We start from the raw sequence: 19,968 nt of genomic DNA on the forward strand, positions 1-19,968 counted from the left end.
ACCTCGTCATGCGGAGTTGACGACCCTGCGGATGATCATCACGGTGCCCCAGCCCAACACGCCGATGAGCAGCACGCCGACGAGCACGACGGCCGGGGAGGGCCGGGTGTCGACGGCGGTGGTCGCCGGGGTGGACTGCTGGACCGCGGACGCCGTTGTCGGGGTGGCGCCGGCGCCCTGGGCGGCCTGCGAGCCGCCCTGCGCCTGATCGGTCGTCTGAGGAAGGGCCGGATCGGACAGCGCGGCGGAGTCCACCAACTTGGTGTCCTCCAGCACGGTCATGTGCTTCATGACCGTGCTCACCGCGCCCTGAGCGAACTGCTTGATCAGATCGTTCTTCGTCCCCGCACGCGCCGCGGCGACAGCCGTGAACACCTTTCCGCTCGCCTGGCGAACCAGGTTCACGTAGTCGTGGTCGAACGTCGCGCCCGCCTCGTCGTGCAGCTGGGCGAGCCAGCCCTGCTGGTCGTCGTCGGGCTGGCCGGGCAGCTGCACCCCCAGCTTCTCGGCGGCCTGGGCCGCCTGCTGGTTGAGTGCCGTGTCGTCGGCCACCAGCGTGGCGGCCGCGGTTCGCACCGCGGCCGCCTGCGCCTGGTTTCGGGCCATGCCGCCGGCAGCGATCTCCCACATGCCCGACTGCATGACCATCGTCAGCACGTCCTGGTCGCTCTGGCTGACGCTCTGATCACCCTGGGTCGTCTCGCCCGGAGCCGCCGCGTGCGCCACCGCCGCCATGATCGGGGACATCATGGCGAGCACGGCGGCCGCGAGCAGCGCGAGGACCCTGGTGATCATGACGTGGCCGCCACCTTCTTGCCGTCGGGTCCGATGGCGAACCACATCCCGCCCTGGCCCTGCCCGGTGGTGTCACCGGGCTTCTGGTCAGGGGCGTACCGGTAGAGCGGCCAGCCGCCCAGCGTCATCTGCTTGGTGCCGTCCGACCGCGTGACCTCGCCGACCAGGCCCTGGCCGACGCCCTCGACGGTGACCGAGCCGTCCTGGGCCGAGACCGGCTCCCAGGTCAGCGCGCACTCGCCGTCGCAGGTCGCCTTGGGCGGCGAGGCCGAGTCGTGCGAGTACATGTAGAGGGTGAACCCCTGGTCGTCCACGACGATCTTGCCGATGCCCGCGTTGGCCACGCTGAGCGTGGCGTTGTTGGCCGGGGCGTCGGCGTCGGTGGTGTACACCGGGGTGGCGACGGCCTCGGCCGCGGTGGCCGCCTGGGAGCCCGCACACGCGGAAGTGAACGCGAGCGGCAGCAGGCCCAGCGCGGCGACGGCGATCAACCGGCCACGGCTGTGGCTCAGGTGCACGGTGTCGTCCTTTCGAGCGAGGTGCGGGGTCGCCACTAAGTACTCAGCGCGCTCGGATTCGGCTCACTTGTGGGTGCAACCGCTCACATTCACAGTTGACTGTGACCAATTGCTACGTAGAGTGCACTTCCGCAAACACGTTCGTGGCATCAAGATGTCTCCCGTGGTGCGGTACCGAATGACCAGACGCGACCAGCCCGTGGCGGCCAACGCCGCCGGCGGGGACTCGACGCTGGTCACCGCGCTCTACCAGGAACATCGCGGCGCCCTGTTCGGCCACGTCCTCCGGCTCACCGGCGGCGACCAGCAGTGGGCCGAGGACGTCGTCCAGGAGACGCTGTTCCGGGCCTGGCGCAACGCGGACAAGCTCGACGACGCCCCCGGCCTGTTGCGGGCCTGGCTGTTCACGGTCGCCCGCCGGATCGTGATCGACGGCCGGCGCAGCAAGGGCGCGCGGCCGCCGGAGACCGAGGCCGGGCCGCTGGAGATGGTGGCCGTGCCCGACGGCACCGACAAGGCGCTGTCGGCCATGGTGGTGGCCGAGGCGCTGCGCAGCCTGTCTCCCGAGCACCGCGAGGCTATCCTCCAGACATACCTCAAGGACCGGTCGGTGAACGAGGCCGCCGAGGTCCTGGGGGTGCCACCGGGCACGGTGAAGAGCCGGGTGTACTACGCACTGCGGGCCCTGCGGCGAGCCCTGCAGGATCGGGGGATGACCACATGACATCGCCGACCGACCACGTGGACGTCGCGGCGTACGTGCTGGGCGCGCTGGAGGAGTCGGACAACGCGGCCTTCGAGCGGCACCTGGCCACCTGCCCGCGCTGCCAGGCCGAGCTCAACGAGCTGTCCGGCCTGCCGTCGCTGCTGGACCAGGTCCGCGGCAGCGGTCTGCTGGCCGACCTGCTCGGCGACGACCTGAGCGGCCCGGCCCACGGCAACATCGCCCCCGGCTCCGGCCTGAGCACTCCCCCGTCGATGCTGGGCAACACCAGCCCGTTCCCCAGCGGCCCGCCCGCCCCGCCGAGCGGCCCCCGGCACAGCCCGCGCCAGCCCGTGGGCGGCATGCCCAACCTGTCCGACTTCCGCCCGGGTCCGCAGCTGCCCTCGCCGCCGCGGACGGAGGACAAGGTGCTGCAGGGCGTCATGGTCGACATCGCCGACGCCCGGCGCCGCCGCAAGCGCACCGGCTGGCTGGCCGCGGCCGCGGCGGCCGTGCTGATCGTCGGCGGCCCGCTGCTCACCCTGGGCCTGACCGGCGCCTTCGGCGGCGGGCCCGCGGAGACCATCCAGGCCAGCAACGGCCCGGTGAACGCCAAGATCGGCCTGACCGGCAACGACCACGGCACCGACGTGTCGTTCACGCTGGCCGGCGTGAAGGGCCCGCTGGACTGCACGCTCTACGCGGTGGCCAAGGACGGCACCCGCCGCGCGGTGAGCAGCTGGACGGTCAACTCGACCGGCTACGGCATGCCCGGCAACCCGGAGCCGCTGCGCATCGACGGCAACGTCGCGATCTCCCGCGCCGACCTGGCCAAGCTGGAGTTCGCCCGCGAGGGCGGGCCCGACATCCTCGACGTCGACGTCTGAACTTCTCGCCCCGTGAACGTCTGTGGCGCACGGCCTCCGCCGTGCGCCACAGACGTATAACGATGAGACTTGCTCAGCCCAGCAGGGCATCACCCAGCGTGATGCCGTTGGGGGTGCCCCAGCCGCTGGCCATGTCGTAGCCCGCAGCCGCCTGATAGAAGCGGTTGTCCCCGACTGTCACGTCGTTGACAGCCGCACCGCCCAATGCGTACAGCCGCGGATTCAGCTGGCCGACCGTGAGCTTGCCCAGCACCCCGGCCCGCTGGTTGATCAGCGTCAGGTAGGACGCCCACAGCGGGGCCGCCGCGCTGGTGCCGCCGTTGCGACCCCACGCGCCCTGGATGTAGACGGAGTACTCGCCGCCGGTCGCCGCCGCCGACACGTCCGGCACCTGCCGCTTGCCGTCCGTGCCCTGCCAGGTCGGCTTGTCGAACACCATCGACTGTCCGCCGCCGCCGGCCCAGCCGCCGCCCTGGTTCCAGGTCGTCTCCGAGGCGCGCGTGCCGTCCGCGTTCAGGGTCAGCGTGGTGCCGCCGACGCTGGTCACGTACGGGTCCGAGCCCGGGAAGTCCACCGCCAGGTCGGCCGCGTGCTGGGTGTTGGCGTCCCGCTCGCAGTCGTAGGCGCCGGCGTCGCCGGCCGGGGCGAAGAAGGTCATGCCCTGCGCCGCCGCCTGCTTGGCCACCGCGTCCACCGCCTGCATCGAGGCGAGGCTGCGGTCGTACTCGCACAGGCCCCAGCTCGACGACACCACCGGCACGTTGTCGGCGACCAGCGCGTTCCACATGTCCACCTCGGCCGAGGTGGTGTTGGGCGCGGTGTAGACGACCAGGTTGGCCTTCGGCGCGATCGCGTGCGCCACCTCGATGTCCAGCTCCACCTCGGCCTGGGCCGAGCCGGCGTCGGTGTTGCCGCCGTCGATGTTCTTCACCACCGGCGGCGTGGTCGGCAGGGTGTACTGGCGGTCGTAGGTGTCGATGTTGGCCTGGTCGAACCTGCCGAACTCGAACAGGGCCAGGGTCTGGCCGGCGCCGGTGTCGAACCCGGTCAGCCCGTAGCCGGACCGCAGCTCGGTCGGCGTGTAGCCGCCGCCGGGGCCGCTGCCGACCCTGGGGCCGGACACCTCGGCGGTGCGCCGCTGGGGCAGGTAGTGCTCGTCCAGGCCGGTGACGCCGCTGACGACCGAGGCCAGCGCCGTCGGCACCTTGGGCGTGGACTCGGCGGCGGCGAAGTCGCGGCCGAGGCCCGCGTCGTGCCAGCTGGCCATCGAGGTGTTGAAGGCGGCGCCCAGCTGGTCGGCGCTGCCGGTGGCGTCCACCGCGAGCCGGTTCGCGCTCACCCCGGTGACCGTCAGGCCGCGCGAGCGCAGGTAGTCGGTGACCCGGTTCACATCGGACTGGGTCGGACCGAAACGATCCCGAAACTGTTGCGGCGTAACGTGCTTGGCACGGCCGGCGGCCTGGTCGGCGAGCAGTTGGTCCAGTTCGGACTGATTGCGCAGCTTCAGGCTGACGGCCACGGACAGGCGCTGGCTGCCGGGTAACGGGCCGGTTCTCACCGCGCGGTCGAGTCCGGGCACGACGCTCGCCACGAGCGGCGAGAACGCCGGGGTCGGCTGCGCGAGCGCGGGTGCGCCCACGCTGACCAGCGACAACGGACCTGCGGTGAGGATCGCGACCATGGTGCGGCGGGACAGGGCCACTTGCACTCCTTCGAGTGGTATCGATCACTCAGCGCCCCTAAAATAGACCAGTCCGACGTGAGCAGTTGAACCAACGGGTGGAACCACCCGCCTCATCCGCGTACGGACCGTCGCCGCTTGGAGGTACCCGCGTGACCCGCACCTTCGCCGCAGCCCTTGACCTCGGACCCGCGCCGGAACACGAGGAGGAGCTGGGCGAGGTACTGCGCAGAGGGCCCTTCCACCTGGCGTTGCAAGCCGCCATCGCGGCCAGCGGGCTGAGTCTGGAGACCGTGCAGCGCCGGTTGCAGGCCCGCGGGCACGAGGTCAGCGTGGCCAGCCTCAGCTACTGGCAGCGGGGCCGCAGCCGGCCCGAGCGGGCCAGCTCCCTGGACACCGTGCGCAGCCTCGACACCGTGCTCGGCCTGCCGCCCGGCTCGCTGATCAGCCTGCTCGGGCCGGCCCGGCCGCGGGGACGGTGGGCCAACCACGTGCCCGGCTCCGTGCCGTACACCGAGCTCGGGCACAGCGAGCGGACCGTGGAGATCCTGTCCGACACCCTGGACCCGGAGACCAACCAGCGGCTGGAGACCCTCAGCCACCACCAGGACCTCTACCTGGACGAGGACGGCCGCGGCTACCGGATGGCCGTGCGGCGGGTGCTGCGGGCCCGGGCCGACGGGGCCGACCGGATGCTGGTGATGAACGTCGGCGACGACCCCGAGGCCGGCAGCCCGGTGTTCACCGCCGGCGTCAACTGCGTGCTCGGGCGCACCGTGTACGACGCCGAGGAGGACGTCACCGCCGCCGAGCTGCTGTTCCACCGCAAGCTGTCCATCGGCGAGACCTACCTGGCCGAGTACGAGATCAGCGGCGTCAACCCGAACGTGCGCACCACCGAGCTGACCTTGGGCTTCCGGCAGCCGACCCGCGAATGCGTGCTCCAGGTCGTGTTCCACCCGCAGGCCGTGCCGGCCCGCTGCTATCCCGTGTGGCAGCCGCAGGCCAAGCAGCAGGCCGCCGGCCGGCGCGGCCGCCGGGAGGAGGCCGAGCAGCGCATCGAGCCCAACGGCAGCGTGCACGTCGCCCTGGTCGACATCCCCGCCGGTCTGTACGGCTTGAGGTGGGACTGGGAGTAGCACCTTCGGGTGTTAGCCGGGCAGGGCGGGTGTCGGCGGTAGCCGATCGGCGTGACCCGGTATAGAACCGATGCGGGCCGATCGGCAACCTTTCCCGACATGTCACGTCCTGGTGACGGGGACCGCCGCGCGGGCCCGGCATGCGGAAGGGGCAGGTGTTGGACAACCGGTATCGCTACGGGAGCTCCTACCGTCGGCCGTATCGGCCCGTGCCCCGGCCGAGCAACGCCGTGCGCAACGTCAAGATCGGGGTGTCGATCGCCTCGGCGCTGACGCTGCTGCTGACCTGGTTCGGCTGGTCCCAGCTGCAACAGATCAACAGCGGGCTGACCACCGCCGACGTCATCGAGTCGGGCGCCAGCACCGAGTCGCCGGCCGACGGGTCGGAGGACATCCTGCTGGTCGGCATGGACAGCCGGACCGACGCCCAGGGCCATCCGCTCTCGCCCGACCAGCTGGCCCTGCTGCACGCCGGCGGCGACGACGGCGAGTCCAACACCGACACGATGATCCTGGTGCACATCCCCAACGGGGGCGGCCGGGCGACCGCGATCTCCATCCCGCGCGACTCGTTCGTGAGCATCGCCGGTGGCCACGGCACCCACAAGATCAACTCGGCCTTCGCCTGGGGCAAGAACTCCGCGCTGGCCGGCCTGCGGCAGCAGGGCCTGTCCGGCACGCAGCTGGAGGTGCAGTCCAACCAGGAGGGGGCCAAGACCGCGATCCGGACCGTGCAGGACCTGACCGGCGTCACCGTCGACCACTACGCCCAGATCAACCTGGCCGGGTTCTACGACATCACCCAGGCCATCGGCGGCGTGCAGGTGTGCCTCAAGAACCCGGTGGACGACAGCTTCTCCGGCGCGCACTTCGCGGCCGGCGAGCAGACCGTGTCCGGGGCCGCCGCGCTGTCGTTCGTGCGGCAGCGGCACGGGCTGCCCGAGGGGGACCTGGACCGGATCCGCCGGCAGCAGGCGTTCATGGCCGGCATGGCCCAGAAGGTGCTCTCCGCCGGCACCCTGGCCGACCCCGGCAAGCTGGCCGACCTGGCCGACGCGATCAAGAAGTCCGTGGTCCTTGACCAGGGCTGGGACCTGGTCGGCTTCGCCCAGCAGCTGCGCGGCCTGACCGGCGGCAGCACCCAGTTCACCACCATCCCGGTGCAGAGCATCTCGTACCAGACGCCCGAGGACGGCGACGCCGTGCAGGTCGACCCGTTCCAGGTGCGGGACTTCGTGCGAGGCCTGACCGCCACCACCAGCAAGCCCGCGCCGCCCGCGATCACCGTGGACGTCTTCAACGGCACCACCGTCGACGGCCTGGCCGCGCGGACCATGAACGAACTGGTGTCCAAGGGCTACGGGCAGGGCGAGACCAGCAACACCATCGCGCGGTCCTCCACCCTGGTCACCTACGGCTCCGGCCCGCAGGCGCAGGCCGACGCGCAGAAGGTGGCGCGGGACCTGGGCAACGGCGTCACCGTGTCCCAGGAACCCAGCCTGGCCGACGGCCACGTCGAGGTCTACCTGGGCAGCGACTACCGCGGGCCCGGGGCCCAGGGCTGGGCCGCTGGTGGCAAGCTGCTCCCCAATAAATGGGCGCTGCCCGGGGCGGCCCTCAGGGCCGCTCCGACCACCTCATCCGACGCGCCGATCACGGCGGACGGCGTCACCTGCGTCAACTAGCCCCGGCCGATGGCGGCCGGGGCTGGTTCGGCGAGGCTCAGGACTGGACGTTGCCCTGCTGCTGCGTGGTGTGCTGCGTGGCGCTGGGCTGCTGCGGGGTCTGCGTCAGCTGCTGGGGCGGGGCGGGCTGGGCCGGAGTGTCCTCCGCCTGGCCGTCCTTGGCCCCCATCTCAGCCTTGAAGATCCGCAACGACTGGCCGATGCCGCGAGCGGCAGACGGCAGTTTCTTCGCGCCGAACAGCACCACGATCACCAACAGGATGATGACCAGGTGCGTTGGGGTGAAAAAGTTGAATGGCATCGCCGTCCAGCCTAACCCACCCGCGGCCGGGAACAAGCCCGCCAACCGGCCGGACACCCCCTGGCAGCCCTGCGGCCACCTTCGCCCCGAGCCATCCCACCGGCCCGCGCCCAGGTCCCCGCGCCCACCCGCTCCGCCCCGGTTCGCCCCGGTTCGCCGCCGCCTCGAACCGCGACGGGCCCTGGTGGGTGCGCTTCCTGCTCGCGGTGGTCGTCCTGGCCGAGCCCCTGCGCCCGTTCGGGTGACGGCATCGTCCGAAAAGTTCTCGCGAAACCGCGTAAGGAACCGTCCCGTGCGCGCTCTCATCTACGTGCGGATCGACCCGATGACATACCAGCGCGTGCTCGGCGACGAGCTACGCAAGCTGCGCAAGCAACGCGGCTGGACCAGGAAGGTGCTGCAGGGGAAGCTGCAGACCGAGGTCTCGCTGCAGACGCTGGCCACCTATGAGCTGGGCACCAGGCAGTGCTCGGTGGTCCGGCTGGCCGAGATCTGCCTGGCCCTCGACGCCATGCCCCATGACCTGCTGGCCCGGGTGCACGGCCGGATCTTCACCGACACCCCCGGCGGCGACCACATCCGGCTCGAGCTGTCCCGCGTGGTCGAGGACGGCCAGCCCGAGCTGCTGCCCCTGCGCCGCTGGGCCCGCGACCGCCTCCGCGTCGCCGGCGGCCGCACCTCCGAGGTGCAGCTCGACCTGCCCGCCCTCCGCCAGCTGGCCGAGCTCTGCGGCGTCGACACCGTGGACCTGATGTCCAGGCTGCGGCAGCTCATGACCCACTGAGACTCCGGTCGCCCTCTCCCCGGCGACCGGCCACCACCCGGTGCTCCCAGCGGCCACGCCCCGGCGAGCACCACCAAGCACCACCCCAGGATGTCGCACCCCGGCACCCGACCTGGCTCCACCGGACGCCTGGCTCCACCACAGGCCTGGCTCCACCGGACGTCTGGCTCCACCGCCCCACCCGGCGCCACCTCGATGCCGGCCCCGGCACACCGCGCCCCTCCCCCGCCACCCCGTTCGTCACATGCGGTCCGCACGTGACGGGGAGAGGCAAGCACGACGCGCAGGTGCCACCAGGACTTCCCTGACCGACACCCCTTCGCCGGTCAGGGAACCGCGTGTCCCACCACGCGAGAAGCCGGCCGCGGACCCCACCGCGGCCGGCTTCGTGGGAGACCGAACACCCCGAAACTCGTCTCCCGGCTCCTCGCGTCCCCGTCAGCCGACCGGAGTCGGGGTGCGGGTGGCGGTCAGCAGCTCGTAGTCGGCGAGCTCGACCTTGCGCGTGCGGACCTTGTACTGCCAGACGAAGCCCGGCCACACGGTGCGGTTGACGCCGGCCGAGTCGAGGTACCAGCTCTTGCAGCCGCCGACGCTCCAGACGCCCTTGCGCAGCTTGCGCTGGATCTCCAGGTTGAACTTGCGCTGGGGGACGGGCCGCACGTCCATGGCGGCGGCGCGATGGGAGTCGAGCAGCTGGAGGCACTCCAGGACGTAGCGGCTCTGGGCCTCGATCATGAGCACCACGGAGTTGTGGCCGAGACCGGTGTTGGGCCCGAGCAGGAAGAACAGGTTGGGGAAGCCGGAGACGCCGATGCCGAGGTAGGTTTCCAGCCCCTTCTCCTGCCACTGGCTGGTCAGGTCGACACCGTTGCGGCCCTTGATGTCGAGGTAGTCGAAGGCGTCGGTGACGTGGAAGCCGGTGCCGAAGATGATGGCGTCGACCTCGTGCTCGACGCCGTCGGCGGTGACGACCGAGTGCTCCCGGACCTCGGTGATGCCGTCGGTGACCAGTTCGACGTTGGGGCGGTTGAAGGTGGCGTAGTAGTCGTTGGAGATCAGCACCCGCTTGCAGCCCATGGTGTAGTCGGGCGTCAGCTTGCGCTGCAACTCCGGGTCGTGCACCTGCTGCTTGATCTGCTTGCGCACGGGCTGGGAGGCGAAGGCCATCAGCTTCGGGCTGAACGTGAAGGCCAGCGCCCGAGCGTCCAGCGCCCAGAACAGGGCGGTCCGCCGCAGCCACTGGGTGAGCGGCAGGTTGCGGAAGAGGGTCTTCTCGATCTTGCTGACGGGCCGGTCGCCCTTGGGCATCACCCACGCCGGCGTGCGCTGGAAGACCGTGATGCGCTCGGCCTGCTTGGCGATCTCCGGCACGAACTGGATGGCGCTGGCCCCGGTGCCGATCACGGCGACGCGCTTGCCGGTCAGGTCGTAGTCGTGGTTCCACTGCGCGGAATGGAAGCTCTCGCCCTTGAACCGCTCCATGCCGGGCAGATCGGGAATGGAGGGGATGTGCAGCGCCCCGATGCCGGCCACGACGGCCCCGGCGGTGTAGGTGTCGCCGGACTCCGTCCGCACGGTCCAGAGCTTGGTGTCGTCGTCGAACGACGCGCCGACGACCTTGACGCCGAACCGGATGTGCTCGCGCAGCCGGTGCTTGTCGGCCACGATCCGCAGGTAGTCCCAGATCTCCCGCTGGCCGGCGTACAGGCGGCTCCACTCGGGGTTCTGCTCGTACGAGAAGGAGTACAGGTGCGACGGGATGTCGCAGGCGCAGCCCGGGTAGGTGTTGTCCCGCCAGGTGCCGCCGACGTCCTCGGCCTTCTCCAGGATGACGAAGTCGTGCCGGCCGGCCTGCTTGAGCTGGATGGCCATGCCGAGCCCGGAGAACCCGGTGCCGATGATGACGACGCTGGTGTCCTGCCCGCCCATGTCCCGAATCCCTCCGTCGGCCTTTACCCGCAAGTAGGTTACTACGAGTAGGTTACCTTGGGTAGACTCACTCCCGTGACGAGCGCAGCCGACACCGGCCGACGCAGGCGGATGCCCCGGGCGGCCCGCAAGGCCCAGATGCTGGCGGTGGCCGAGGAGGTCTTCGCCGAACGGGGCTACGTGGCCGCCTCCATGGACGAGATCGCCGAGCGGGTCGGGGTGTCCAAGCCCATGCTGTACGAGTACTTCGGCTCCAAGGAGGGCCTGCTCGTCGGCTGCATCGACAAGGCCCGCACCGAGCTACGGGAGGCCACCGAGCAGGCCGTCATCGGCGCCGACAGCCCCGAGGCCATGCTCCGCCTCGGCCTGCTGGCCTTCTTCCGCTTCATCGACGAGCGCCGGCAGTCCTACGGCCTGCTCCGCCACGAGGCGGCCGTCACCGTGCCGTCGGCCGTCGAGGAGATCGAGGCGATCCGACGCCAGCAGACCGACCTCATGATCGGCTGGATGGCCCTGTCCCTGCCCGGCGCCGACCCCATCGAGCTGGAGGCCGCCGCCGAGATCCTGGTCGGCTCGTGCGAACGCCTGGCCCAATGGTGCGAGCGCCGCCCCGAGGTCACCCCGGAGCGCGCCACCGACCTGCTCATGACCGCGGTCTGGACCGGCCTCTCGTCCCGCGCCGGCGACTGACCGGGCAGCACCACGCCCGCCGACGACCGACCCGGCGGCACAACACGACGCCCGCGGGCGTCGCCGGTGCCCGACACGAGGCCCGCAGGCCTTGTCGGCCCGCAGCCATCAGTCCCCACCGGCACTGGCGGCCTCTGGGCGCCAGGCCGCGGGCATCGGCTTCACCGCGCGGCGAGCGTCAGCGTGGGCGGTCCACCGACCAGCCGGTGCGGGCGGCCCACTGGCGGGCACGGCCGAGGATCTGGTCGATGAGGTCGCCCTTGGCCTCGGCGTACTCGTTCATGTCGAACCACTCGCGGGTGGCGAGCTCCCGCTTGAGCTGCTCGTAGGCGACCCGGTCGGCCGGGGTGGCCCGGAGCCAGTCCCCGAACAGCAGGTGGTCGCGTTCCCAGGCCCCGCCGGTCGGGCAGATGTGCACGTGCACGTCGAGCTGCTCGGTGCGGACCATGCGGTGGTCGGGCTGGCGCACCCGGAGGTGATAGCCCGCGGCTTCGAGTTGGGGCAGGTAGGTGTCCTCCCTGTTGGCGTCGGCGACGCTGACCTGGATGTCGACGATGGGCTTGGCGGCGAGGCCGGGCACGGCGGTGGAGCCGACGTGGTCGATGCGGACGGCCTTGTCCCCCAAGGCATCCCGGATGCGGTCGCGTTCGGCGCGGAAGCGGGCGGGCCAGGCCGGGTCGTAGTCGACGATGGTGATGGCCCGCTTCTCCCGGCCGCCGATGAGGCTGCCGCCGGCGAGCTGCTCCCGCACGGCCATCAGCACGAAGCCGAGCAGGTTGGCGCCGAGCCACGTGCCCGGGCGGGCGGCCCGCTCGTCGTCGGCGGTCAGGCCGATGCCCCAGATCCGGTCCAGCGGCGAGGCCTCGACCAGCACCCGGTCGCTGGTGCCGAGCAGGTACCGGCCCAGCAGGGCCTGCTGCCCGAACTTGGCCAGGTTGCCGGCGACGACCACGTCGAACCGGTTGGCGGCCCACACTTCCTCGTCGTAGCCCCGCACCTCGCGGCCCAGGTTCTTGGCCTCGTTGGGGTGCCGGGCCCGCAGGATCCGCGCGGCGGTCTCCCCGTCGCCGAACAGCAAGGCCTTGCGGTGCATCATGAAATGCTCGGCGGTGGGAAAGACCAGCCCGTCGACGGTGAACTCGGCCGGCCACCACTGGCTCAGGCAGGAGGCGCCGACGCGACCGTCGCGGCGGGGCTCGTGCCCCCAGAAGTAGACGTACTTCAGCCGCCGGCCCGCGGCCTCGGCGCGGACCAGGTCCTCGACGCTGCGCATCACCACCTTTCTTGTCCTACCAGCAACCGGTGGGCCCGGTCTCCCGCATTTGCCGAACTCGGCCCATCGTCCACATCGGACGGCGGATCGGCGGGCATCAGGTCATGGGCGTCACCCCGATCGCGGCCATCAGCATCGGGAAGGACACGTGCAGCTCGCGCTGCCAGTACGGCCAGGAGTGGGTGCCGGGCCCGTACAGGTCGAGCGTCGCCGGAATGTGCAGCAGCCGCAACCGGTCGACCAGCGCGGACGTCTCCGCGCCGTGCAGCGCCTCGCTCTCGTTGAACCCGGTCCCGGGTGGGTCCAGCGGGCCGGGCTGGCCGTTGCCGGAGGCCACGAACAACCTGGTGCCACGCAGCGCCCAGGCCAGGTCGACCGGGTTGTGCGCGGCCCAGACCAACGGCTGCCTGGTCGGATCGCCCCAGAGGTTGTTCGGGTCGTGGCCGTTGCTGGTCACCACCGAGGTGACCTGGGTGATGGCCTCCTGCGACAGCGTGGTGTCCAGCGCGCCGCTGTAGGAGGCGGCGGCCTGGAACATGCCGGGATGCCGGGCCGAGTAGTCGAACGCGCCGAGCCCACCCATGGACAGTCCGGCGATCGCCCGGCGCGTCCCGGCCCGGTAGCCGCGCTCCAGCAGCTGCCGGAGTTCGACGGTGTGGAACGTCTCCCAGGCCGGGCCGCTCAGCCAGTTCGAGTAGTAGCCGTCGGGCCCGGCTTCCGGCATCGCCACCAGCACGTCGGCGCCGGCGGTCAGCGCGGCCACGTCGGTCTGACGGGTCCACGACGTGTAGTCGTCGCAGCAGCCGTGCAGGAGATAGAGCACCGGCCAACGGGCGCCGGGCCGGGAATCCCAGTCCGGCGGCAGTAACAGCCGGGCCCTAGCAATTCGGCCCTGTGCGGTGCGGCCGAGCGCCGGCGACTGGATCGTCAGGTCGAGAGTCCTTGGGGCGACCAAGGTCTGGCTCACCACGGTCGCTCCGTCGTCGGCCGTCACCTGCTGCGCCGCCCCCGCGATCGAGGCGACCGAGCCGGCCACCAGGCCGGCCACCACCAGCGCCACCCCGACCAGGAGGCGCCAGATCACCGCACGTGTTCGCATGGGCACACAGTGGCACACGTTCCTGGCAGTCAAGGCGATCCTGTCCCGGGACGGACAGAAGGACACCGGGTTGGCCGAGTGCCGGGACCGGAAAAGGTGCGTGCTCCTGGGGTTTCGCCGCCAGGAGCACGCCCTTCGGTGATGTCAAGCGCGGGTCAGTGGACCCGGTAGACGACCGTGCCGTGGGCCGGCACGGAGGCGCTGATCGGGCCCGAGGTGGTGGACTTGGCCTTGGACCACAGGTCGGTCAGGGTGTGCGTGCCCGAGGAGACGCCGATCGCCGACAGCGTGGTGGAGATCTTGGCGGTCGAGCCGGTCTCGTTGAACAGGGCGACGGCGGTGTCGCCGTCGGCCAGCGGCTTGCGGATCACGTGCAGGCCGTCGGCGGACGAGATCTCGTTGCCCTGCACGCCTTTGGCGTCCTGGTCCAGCGCGATCACGTCGGCGTTGCGCAGGATCGTCAGCGTGGCCGCGGAGGCCTTGCGGATGTCCGAGCCGATCAGCAGCGGCGCGGCCATCATGGCCCACAGGGTGAAGTGGCTGCGGTACTCGGTGTCGGTCATCTTGCCGTTGCCGACCTCGAGCATGTCGGGGTCGTTCCAGTGGCCCGGCCCGGCGTACTTGCCCAGCTTGATGTCGGCCTTGTAGATGGACAGCATCTTCGCGTAGGAGTCGTTGATGTCGCCGGTGGTGCGCCAGGAGTTGCCGACCGGCGCGGCCCAGGTCCACGGCTGGTTCTGGCCCCACTCGCAGATCGAGTACAGGATCGGCCGGCCGGTGGCGGCCAATGCGTCACGCATCGCGGTGTACCGCTTCTTGGCGTCCTGGCCCTGGTTGTTGCAGTTGTCGTACTTGAGGTAGTCCACGCCCCACGACGCCCACAGCGCGGCGTCCTGCTTCTCGTGCCCCAGCGCGCCGGGGAAGCCGGCCTTGTTGCACGTCTTGGTGCCGGCGCTGGTGTAGAGCCCGAACTTCAGGCCCTTGGCGTGCACGTAGTCGGCGACGGCCTTGATGCCGTGTGGGAAACGGGTCTTGTCCGGCACCAGGTTGCCCTTGCCGTCCCGGCTCGACTGGGCCCAGCAGTCGTCCAGGTTCACGTACTGGTAGCCGGCGTCCTTGAGCCCCGTGGACACCAGGGTGTCGGCGATGCCCTCGACGAAGGCCTCGTTGAACTGGGCGCCGCACTGGGTGAGGTTCCAGTTGTTGAAGCCCATCTGCGGGGTTCGGGCCAGCCCGTTGTCCAGGGCCAGCGCCGGGGGTGGCGGCGGTCGTCCCCAGCACCCCCGAAGCGATCAGCGCCGCGACCGCGGCCAGCGCGGTCAGCACAGTCCTGCGCACGTTCGTTCCTCCAGCTTGTCGGCTTCGGACACGTGCGCGGCGGCGACGGCGAGCGGGTCAGAACGTAGGAGGTCCAGACCGCGAGCACAAGGATCTTCTGGCCATATGCCTCCTTTCGCCGGCGGACATCGGAGCGTCGGCTGGTCCGGTCGGCCTACGTGCCAGTAGTTATCACGGGTCCAGGCCAACCGACCGGACGGGTGAAGCCGTGAGCGCGCACGGTGACGCTCCGTGTTCACATCGTGGTCAAACCCGGCGCTACTACACCTTTGAGTTAGTAGTCCCTTAACGAAATGGAGTATTGAGGACACCGCCATCTGGTGGCTCAATGGGTCCGGCGCGGATCCGTCTCCGCGCCCGTGCTTACACGAAAGGGTGACGCCCGCCATGCGACCTGGTCAGCCGGACATCGACCACGTCGATCTCCCGATCGGGACCGCCGGGCGCCTTTCCGGTTTCCCCACCCTTCCCCTTCTCGGGTGACGAATGTGTCATCTGCGCGACGCGGGGCAACCCGCGCATCAGCCCAGCCATGCCGGCCGGGAACCGAACACAGGAGGTGCTATGACAGAAGTCCTGGACCCGCGTCTGACGGAGCCACCGACCCATGACCGCGACGGCGGTCACAGACGGATGCGCTCCACCGCACGCCGGGCGGCGGTTTTTCCCGACCGCTGAGCCGGCGCCGGCAGATCACCGCGCGTCCTGACTTCCGGTGGAGAGGGCCCCAGGGCCACGGTGGCCCTCTCGCCGGGAGTTCGACGCCAACCCCACCGCCGCCGTCACCAGCACGACCACCGCCAATGCCGCCGCGACCTGCGGCAACGCCTCCGGCCCTGCGGCGCCGAGCACCGCCCCGCCGACCATGCCGGACAGGCCGACGCCGAGCCAGCCAGCCGTCCCGTCGAGCACCGGATCGGCGATCAGCCGGCTCGTCGCGGCGTCCGCCACCCCGCCGGCCACGCCCCAGATCCCCAGCACCACGGCCGCGCCGACCGCGGAGCCGTGCACCTGCGACAGCGCCGCCGCGAAGGCGGCAAAGAGTGCGGTGGACGCCATCAAGGCCGCCTTCGCACCACTCCCCCGCCCCGCCAGCGCGCCGACCGCCACACCCAGCCCGAAGGCCAGCAGCAGCGGGGCGACGACCGCACCGTGCAGGCCCGAACCCGCCGCCAGCACCGTCGCGAGCAGGGTGAACACGGCCAACCCGGCTACCCGCAAGATCACCTTCAGGCCGGCGGCGAGCACCACCCGTGGATCACCGATCGGGTGTCGATCGATCGTGGCCACCGGCACGCCGAGTAGCGCGTCGGCCGCCCCGATGGCCGCCAGCACGGCCAGCAGCACGAACACCGACCGGTAGCCGGCCTGGTCGGCGACCAGGGCCGCCAGCGGCGCGCCGAGCGCGGCCCCAGCCGCCATCCCACCGGCCATGCCCCGGCCGCCGGCCCGCACGACACAGGCCGCGCCGAAACCCGACACGACTCTCACGGCGAGCAGGAGAACGACATCACCGACGATTGCCGACAATCCGTTTCCGACGGCCAGAACGGCCAGGCCGATGAGCGGAAGCCGACGAGGATCGATCCGCCCGACAAAGGGCAGCGCGATCGCGCAGGCCAATCCGAAAACGGTGACCAGCTGCGCCGCCTCGGCGTCGGAAACGTCAAGTTCTATGGTCAGGGACGGGACGACACCGGCGACCGCGAACACACAGGAACCGACCGAGAATCCGCGCAGCGCGGCCGCGACGCGGCGGATCGGACGGTCCGACATACGATTTCGCTCCACCAGGGCAATTGAACTGTTCGGGTGACGCCCACGCTACGCCGAACGGACCGCCCCTGACCCGGCGTGGACCGGCGGCGTCGAAGTAGGGTCCCCGGAATGTCGTCCCCGTCGCGCAGACGCGTCCCCCTCGACACGCCGGAACGCCTCGCGGAGGTGCAGACCGCGGCCCTCAACGCGGTCTCCGAGGTCGGCTACGAGCGGTTCAACATGGACCTGGTCGCGCAACGGGCGCACGTCAGCAAGGGCAGCCTCTATCAGCGCTGGCCGTCCAAGGCGCATCTGCTGGTGGCGGCGCTGAACGCCAACCGGATCGAGGTCGAGGCGCCCGACACCGGGTCGTACCTCGGTGACGTGCGCGAGCTGCTCAAGCTGTGGCTGCGGGTGGACGTGCTGGGCGACCGCCGCGGGCTGGTCCTGGCGCTGCTGGAGGGCAGCCGGCGGGATCCCGAGCTGGCCCGGCTGATGACCGAGCAGCTGAAGCAGGGCGGCACCAATCCGATGGCCGAGGTGCTGGCCGCGGCCTCGGCCCGCGGCGAGCTGCCGCCCGGGGTTGACCTGGAGCTGCTGGCCGAGCTGCCGATGTCGCTGGCCATCAACTTCCTGCTGTTCCGGGACATGCCGCTGACCGAGGAGCTGGTCGACCGGATCGTGGACGGCCTGCTCGCGCCGCTGCTGGGTCACGGGGATCACAACGAATAGAACAGAACTGTTCTGTACGATCGACCCGGGATCTCACCTCTCCGGGTGATGTCCGCTGCGGCGGACCGCGCGGTGCGGTGAAGTCGGAACCAACTCGGGACGAGGGGGCCTGGATGGCTGCCACCACCGCTGTCGAGCCGGACACCGCGAACGTCAGCCGCGGCCGGACGAACGCGATCTTCGGTGTCGTGCTGCTCGGCGTGCTGCTGGCGGCGCTGGACCAGACCATCGTGGGCACCGCGCTGCCCACGATCGTCGGCGACCTGGGCGGGGCCGGCCACCTGTCCTGGGTGGTCACCGCCTACCTGCTGGCCGAGACGATCATGACGGTGATCGTCGGCAAGTTCGGCGACCTGTTCGGCCGCAAACGCATGTTCCAGCTGTCGGTGGTGATCTTCGGCGTCGGCTCGTTCTTCTCCGGCTTCGCCGACTCCATGACCTGGCTGATCATCTGGCGCGCGGTGCAGGGCATCGGCGGCGGCGGCCTGATGGTCACCGCCACCGCCCTGATCGCCGACTTCATCCCGCTGCGCGAACGCGGCAAGTACCAGGGCATCCTCGGCTCGGTCTTCGGCGTGGTCACGGTGGCCGGCCCGATGCTCGGCGGCCTGTTCGTCGACCACCTGTCCTGGCGCTGGGCCTTCTACGTCAACATCCCGCTGGTCGTGGTGGTGCTGGTCGTCGCGGCGGCGGCCATGCCCTCGGTCAAGTCCGCGCTCAAGCCGGTCGTCGACTACCTGGGCATCCTGCTGATCGGCCTGGCCGTGACCGGGCTGACCCTGGTCACCAGCTGGGGCGGCACCACCTACGCGTGGAACTCGCCGGAGATCATCTGGATGTCGGTCGGCTCGGTGCTGCTGCTCGGGCTGTTCGTCCTGGTCGAACTGCGGGCCAAGGAGCCGATGCTGCCGATGCGGCTGTTCCGCAACCCGGTGTTCACGGTGTCGGGCATCCTCAGCTTCATCGTCGGCTTCGCCATGCTCGGCGCGCTGTCGTTCCTGCCGACGTACATGCAGTACGTGCAGGGCACCGACGCCACCACCTCCGGCATCCGGCTGCTGCCGATGGTGATCGGCCTGCTGGTGTCGTCCATCCTGTCCGGCAACATCGTCAGCAAGACCGGCCGGTACAAGATCTTCCCGATCCTCGGCAGCATCGGCATCACCGCCGGCCTGTACCTGCTCTCGCTGCTCAACCCGGACACCGGGCTCGTGCTGTCCTCGCTCTACATGCTGGTGCTCGGCGTCGGCATCGGCCTGGCCATGCAGGTGCTGACCATCGCCGTGCAGAACACCGTCGACTACGCCGACCTGGGCGTGGCCACCTCGGGCGTGACGTTCCTGCGCTCCATCGGCAGCTCGTTCGGCGCGGCCATCTTCGGCTCGATCTACTCCAGCCAGCTCGCCACCAACCTGGGGACCACGCTGGCCCGCAACCCGCTGCCCCAAGGCGTCGATCCACACGTGACAGCCGTGCCGGCTCTGCTGCACGCCCTGCCCGACGCGATCTCACGCCCGATCGTGCAGGCCTACTCCGACTCGCTGCACACGGTGTTCCTCTACGCCGTGCCGGTCGGCGTGCTGGCGCTGTTGGTCTCGTTCTTCCTCAAGGAGGTGCCGCTGCGGGACACCTCCCGGGCCAGCGCGCCGGAGCTCGGCGAAGGCTTCGCGATGCCGGATTCCCGGGACTCCGACCAGGAGCTGGAACGGCAGATCGCCACCCTGATGTTCCGGGAACGCCACAAGGCCGCGCCGGCCATCCTCAGCCGCGCCGGCTCCAGCCTGGACGAAGGCGGCGTGTGGTGCCTCAAGCGCGTCAAGGTCCTGCACAAGCTGCACCGGCCGGCGACGGTCGAGGCGATCGCCGAGAAGCACCGGCTGCCCGGCAAGGTGATCGAACCGGCCTTCGTGGCCCTCGAGTACGCCGGCTACCTGGAACGGGACGGCGACGAGCTGAACCTGACCGAACGCGGACACGAGGAGTTCGACCGGCTGGCCAAGGCCTGGCGGGGCTGGCTGGTCGAACGGCTGTCGGACTGGCGGCCGGAGAGCCGGACCGACCTGAGCGAGGCCATCGACCGGGTGGCCATGCGAATGATCGAACAGGCAGGAGACGAGCAGCGACAAGGGCGGCATGCTGTGGTGTAACGCGGATGGCGGTCACCCAATCGGTGTAACGTCGTCATGCGTCTGACGGGGCCGCGTCTCACCTGGGCGGCCCCGTCGGCCAGGGGAGGCCGCGACGCAACGGGGAGGGTGATCAACGATGGGCGCCACACCGATACTGGTGAACTACCAGCCTCAAGGCGAGGACTGGACCGTCAACGTCGAATCCGGCGGCACCGTGCTGACCGAACAGGCCCCCGGCCTGATCGCCGCCCGCGACCGGGCCGACCAGATGGTCGAAAAACTGACCGGCCCCGGCAGCGACCGCAAACCCACCGTCGTGCACCTGCTCGAAGGAGACGCGTTCGCCTTCACCACGGCCTACCTGCACGCCCGGCACGGCCTGAGCACCACACCCACGCCGCCGCCCGTCGCCCCGCCGCCCACCCTCGGCGAGAACACCCAGGAGATGGACCTGTCCGAACTCGCCGACGACACCACCGAGGACGGCAACTCCAACCACCCGACCGGCTGAAAGCACCTAGGAT

At 70.6% G+C, this 19,968-nt stretch carries 18 protein-coding genes; 9 read left to right on the forward strand and 9 right to left on the reverse strand.

Going from position 1 to position 19,968, the window contains the following annotated elements:
* Window positions 1-6 precede the first annotated feature (6 nt).
* Together ACIG5F_RS05190 and ACIG5F_RS05195 are read right to left on the reverse strand one after the other, a co-directional pair.
* Complete coding sequence (locus ACIG5F_RS05190; protein WP_396516102.1) at window positions 7-795, reverse strand: DUF4142 domain-containing protein; 789 nt, start codon at window positions 793-795, stop codon at window positions 7-9.
* Window positions 792-1,313, reverse strand: coding sequence for a hypothetical protein (locus ACIG5F_RS05195; RefSeq protein ID WP_396516103.1), 522 nt, complete (start codon window positions 1,311-1,313; stop codon window positions 792-794). The genes ACIG5F_RS05190 and ACIG5F_RS05195 overlap by 4 nt, the downstream gene beginning before the upstream one ends.
* 178 nt (window positions 1,314-1,491) lie before the next feature.
* Here ACIG5F_RS05195 and ACIG5F_RS05200 point away from each other — a divergent pair, with 178 nt between their 5' ends.
* Together ACIG5F_RS05200 and ACIG5F_RS05205 are read left to right on the forward strand one after the other, a co-directional pair.
* Window positions 1,492-2,037 (forward strand): sigma-70 family RNA polymerase sigma factor, encoded by a 546-nt coding sequence (locus ACIG5F_RS05200; protein WP_396516104.1) that lies wholly within the window; start codon window positions 1,492-1,494, stop codon window positions 2,035-2,037.
* On the forward strand, window positions 2,034-2,903 hold the full coding sequence (locus ACIG5F_RS05205) for an anti-sigma factor family protein (RefSeq protein ID WP_396516105.1): 870 nt from the start codon (window positions 2,034-2,036) through the stop codon (window positions 2,901-2,903). Before ACIG5F_RS05200 ends, ACIG5F_RS05205 begins: the two co-directional genes overlap by 4 nt.
* 73 nt (window positions 2,904-2,976) lie before the next feature.
* Here ACIG5F_RS05205 and ACIG5F_RS05210 read toward each other — a convergent pair whose 3' ends face one another.
* Window positions 2,977-4,605 carry a protease pro-enzyme activation domain-containing protein gene (locus ACIG5F_RS05210; RefSeq protein WP_396516106.1) on the reverse strand — a complete coding sequence of 543 codons (1,629 nt, stop codon included), beginning with the start codon at window positions 4,603-4,605 and terminating at the stop codon, window positions 2,977-2,979.
* Between the two features lie 131 nt (window positions 4,606-4,736).
* Here ACIG5F_RS05210 and ACIG5F_RS05215 point away from each other — a divergent pair, with 131 nt between their 5' ends.
* Both ACIG5F_RS05215 and ACIG5F_RS05220 read left to right on the forward strand, forming a co-directional pair.
* Window positions 4,737-5,723, forward strand: a complete 987-nt coding sequence (locus ACIG5F_RS05215; RefSeq protein WP_396516107.1) for a hypothetical protein — start codon at window positions 4,737-4,739, stop codon at window positions 5,721-5,723.
* A gap of 140 nt (window positions 5,724-5,863) precedes the next feature.
* Window positions 5,864-7,408: an LCP family protein gene (locus tag ACIG5F_RS05220; protein WP_396516108.1), complete on the forward strand. Its 1,545-nt coding sequence runs from the start codon at window positions 5,864-5,866 to the stop codon at window positions 7,406-7,408.
* A 37-nt stretch (window positions 7,409-7,445) separates the two neighbouring features.
* Here ACIG5F_RS05220 and tatA read toward each other — a convergent pair whose 3' ends face one another.
* The gene (gene tatA / locus ACIG5F_RS05225) at window positions 7,446-7,709 is read right to left on the reverse strand and encodes a Sec-independent protein translocase subunit TatA (protein WP_396516110.1); all 264 of its coding nucleotides are present in this window, start codon (window positions 7,707-7,709) and stop codon (window positions 7,446-7,448) included.
* Between the two features lie 310 nt (window positions 7,710-8,019).
* Between tatA and ACIG5F_RS05230 the strand changes: the two genes are divergently transcribed.
* The gene (locus ACIG5F_RS05230) at window positions 8,020-8,493 is read left to right on the forward strand and encodes a helix-turn-helix domain-containing protein (protein WP_396516381.1); all 474 of its coding nucleotides are present in this window, start codon (window positions 8,020-8,022) and stop codon (window positions 8,491-8,493) included.
* Between the two features lie 438 nt (window positions 8,494-8,931).
* Here ACIG5F_RS05230 and ACIG5F_RS05235 read toward each other — a convergent pair whose 3' ends face one another.
* Entirely contained in the window at window positions 8,932-10,425 is a 1,494-nt protein-coding gene (locus ACIG5F_RS05235) for a flavin-containing monooxygenase (protein WP_396516112.1), read from the reverse strand.
* A 111-nt stretch (window positions 10,426-10,536) separates the two neighbouring features.
* On the opposite strand from ACIG5F_RS05235, the gene ACIG5F_RS05240 reads away from it, so the two are divergent.
* Entirely contained in the window at window positions 10,537-11,115 is a 579-nt protein-coding gene (locus ACIG5F_RS05240) for a TetR/AcrR family transcriptional regulator (protein ID WP_396516382.1), read from the forward strand.
* 178 nt (window positions 11,116-11,293) lie between these two features.
* Here ACIG5F_RS05240 and ACIG5F_RS05245 read toward each other — a convergent pair whose 3' ends face one another.
* The 4 genes from ACIG5F_RS05245 to ACIG5F_RS05260 form a co-directional block, all read right to left on the reverse strand.
* A complete protein-coding gene (locus tag ACIG5F_RS05245) occupies window positions 11,294-12,388 on the reverse strand; it encodes an NADAR domain-containing protein (protein WP_396516113.1) in 1,095 nt (364 codons plus the stop codon).
* 97 nt (window positions 12,389-12,485) lie between these two features.
* A complete protein-coding gene (locus tag ACIG5F_RS05250; protein WP_396516114.1) occupies window positions 12,486-13,487 on the reverse strand; it encodes an alpha/beta hydrolase in 1,002 nt (333 codons plus the stop codon).
* Between the two features lie 155 nt (window positions 13,488-13,642).
* A complete protein-coding gene (locus ACIG5F_RS05255) occupies window positions 13,643-14,701 on the reverse strand; it encodes a glycoside hydrolase family 27 protein (protein ID WP_396516115.1) in 1,059 nt (352 codons plus the stop codon).
* Between the two features lie 817 nt (window positions 14,702-15,518).
* Window positions 15,519-16,601 carry an MFS transporter gene (locus ACIG5F_RS05260; RefSeq protein WP_396516116.1) on the reverse strand — a complete coding sequence of 361 codons (1,083 nt, stop codon included), beginning with the start codon at window positions 16,599-16,601 and terminating at the stop codon, window positions 15,519-15,521.
* Window positions 16,602-16,712: 111 nt separating this feature from the next.
* Here ACIG5F_RS05260 and ACIG5F_RS05265 point away from each other — a divergent pair, with 111 nt between their 5' ends.
* The 3 genes from ACIG5F_RS05265 to ACIG5F_RS05275 all read left to right on the forward strand — a co-directional run bounded on the left by ACIG5F_RS05265 (window position 16,713) and on the right by ACIG5F_RS05275 (window position 19,955).
* Window positions 16,713-17,315 carry a TetR/AcrR family transcriptional regulator gene (locus ACIG5F_RS05265; protein WP_396516117.1) on the forward strand — a complete coding sequence of 201 codons (603 nt, stop codon included), beginning with the start codon at window positions 16,713-16,715 and terminating at the stop codon, window positions 17,313-17,315.
* Between the two features lie 113 nt (window positions 17,316-17,428).
* Window positions 17,429-19,462 (forward strand): DHA2 family efflux MFS transporter permease subunit, encoded by a 2,034-nt coding sequence (locus ACIG5F_RS05270; RefSeq protein WP_396516118.1) that lies wholly within the window; start codon window positions 17,429-17,431, stop codon window positions 19,460-19,462.
* Between the two features lie 118 nt (window positions 19,463-19,580).
* Window positions 19,581-19,955 (forward strand): hypothetical protein, encoded by a 375-nt coding sequence (locus ACIG5F_RS05275; RefSeq protein ID WP_396516119.1) that lies wholly within the window; start codon window positions 19,581-19,583, stop codon window positions 19,953-19,955.
* Window positions 19,956-19,968 lie beyond the last annotated feature (13 nt).

It is taken from the genome of Kutzneria sp. NPDC052558 (genome assembly GCF_044547355.1).
Classification (GTDB): Bacteria; Actinomycetota; Actinomycetes; order Mycobacteriales; family Pseudonocardiaceae; genus Kutzneria.